At 49.7% G+C, this 1,679-nt stretch carries 2 protein-coding genes and 1 pseudogene; 2 read left to right on the top strand and 1 reads right to left on the bottom strand.

The genetic code is table 11. From position 1 onward, the window contains the following. Both EDM56_RS31005 and EDM56_RS31010 read left to right on the top strand, forming a co-directional pair. Positions 1 to 185 (top strand): annotated as a pseudogene (locus EDM56_RS31005) (tRNA uracil 4-sulfurtransferase ThiI); the annotation flags it as partial. A 78-nt stretch (positions 186 to 263) separates the two neighbouring features. Next, entirely contained in the window at positions 264 to 1,037 is a 774-nt protein-coding gene (locus EDM56_RS31010) for a fumarylacetoacetate hydrolase family protein (RefSeq protein ID WP_122921756.1), read from the top strand. A gap of 81 nt (positions 1,038 to 1,118) precedes the next feature. Here the strand turns inward: EDM56_RS31010 and EDM56_RS31015 are convergent, their stop codons facing one another. Next, positions 1,119 to 1,367 carry a hypothetical protein gene (locus EDM56_RS31015; protein ID WP_122921757.1) on the bottom strand — a complete coding sequence of 83 codons (249 nt, stop codon included), beginning with the start codon at positions 1,365 to 1,367 and terminating at the stop codon, positions 1,119 to 1,121. Between the last annotated feature and the right edge of the window lie 312 nt (positions 1,368 to 1,679).

Genomic DNA, 1,679 nt, shown 5'->3' on the forward strand with positions numbered 1-1,679 from the left:
ATGAGGATTGCTGCACCGTATTTACTCCGAAGAATCCAGTAACACGCCCTAAGGTGGGACTGGCGGAACGATTTGAGGAGAATTTGGACATCGCTGCGCTTGTAGCCGATGCGGTGAACCGTACAGAAGTGGAAGAAATCACGACCAAACCGAGAGAATTGGCTGGGGATTTGGGCCTGTTCTAGTTGGCTTGCTTATTCGAATAGACATGGTTTCGCCTGTTGGGGTGGAGCCATGTTTTCCTATGAAGGGAGATGGATAACATGATCGTTCGTTTTGAACGCAATGGAAAGCAAAAACATGGCTGGTTTGTGCAAGAGGAGAATAAAATCCGCGTCATTGAAGGTGACATTTACAAACGGGAAACGGCGAAGCCGATTATGACTGGGCTGGAAATCGAAGCGGATCAGGTGGAGCTATTGACACCGTGCACGCCGAGCAAAGTGGTGTGCATTGGCGTCAACTATAAGGATCATGCGCTCGAAATGGGGATTGAGCTGCCGCGTGAGCCTTTGATGTTTTTGAAGCCATCGACGAGTGTCATCGGCCCAGGTCAGGAGATCGTGTACCCGTCATTGACGGATAATTTGCACTATGAGGCCGAGCTTGCTGTGGTCATCAAAAAAGAAGCGCGGCATGTCAAGGCGGTAGACGCTGACGAGTATATCCTCGGATTCACCTGTGCCAACGATGTCACTGCCCGCGATCTTCAGTATGGCGATGGCCAGTGGACACGGGCAAAAAGCTTTGATACATTTTGTCCGCTTGGCCCTGTCATTGCGCCGAAAGTGGATTATCAAAACTTGCGAATCACTACGACGGTAAATGGCGAGGTCCGCCAAGATTCCAATACCAATCAGATGGTCTTTGGTATTCCGCAGCTTGTGGAAGCCATCAGCGCGGTTATGACGCTGCTGCCTGGCGATGTGATCCTCACAGGCACACCACCGGGAGTCGGAGCGCTGCAGCCAGGGGATGAAGTGGCGATCACAATTGAAGGGATCGGAACGCTGACCAACCGAGTGGCTGCAAGGTAAGTTTTCGCCATATCCGAAAAGAGCCCTTGCGTTTGCTTTCGGGCAAATGGCAAGGGCTTGGCTTTTTCTTTTTTCCTGGTCCTATTCGTCCGGATCATCATGTATCGGATGGGAGCCGGGGACGAGCCGTTGCAAGTTTTCATGGAACTCGCGGGTTTCGTAAGTAAAGCGGGTGGTGGTTGAATGCTGCCCTTCCTCCCACGGAGTGGACTTGCCGAGACGGGCTTCATTTCTGCTTGAACCGTAGGGGCCTTCGGGAAACTCCTCTTGGAGAATCTCGTTCCGCTGTGATTGCACGACACCAAAGTCGCCTGTTTTCTTTTCTGCCATGTTTGTTTTCACCTTCCTTACACACGGTAGTATGGCTTCATTCGTAAGCAACTATGCTCTAGCTTATCAAGCGGAACGCGGCTTGCTGGTGATGGTCAGAGAATGCTTTCCGTATTCGTAAACAAAATTTGAATTTATTCTTGACGTATACGCAAATCATTTGGTATATTACTTTTTGTCGCCGCGAGCGAGATCATCGCTCAAAAAAATATCTTGCATGAACAGCTGGCAATGTGTTATATTAGAAAAGTCGCTGTTAGGCAGATGTGAATGCGGAAGCGACGAGCTTTTAAAACGAAATGCTCTTTGAAA

It is taken from the genome of Brevibacillus fluminis (assembly GCF_003710825.1).
GTDB lineage: Bacteria > Bacillota > Bacilli > Brevibacillales > Brevibacillaceae > Brevibacillus_D > Brevibacillus_D fluminis.

Bases quoted from the DNA above. Each gene is read 5' to 3' on its own strand.
- EDM56_RS31015 (WP_122921757.1), bottom strand. From the start codon at position 1,367: ATGGCAGAAAAGAAAACAGGCGACTTTGGTGTCGTGCAATCACAGCGG.
- EDM56_RS31010 (WP_122921756.1), top strand. From the start codon at position 264: ATGATCGTTCGTTTTGAACGCAATGGAAAGCAAAAACATGGCTGGTTT.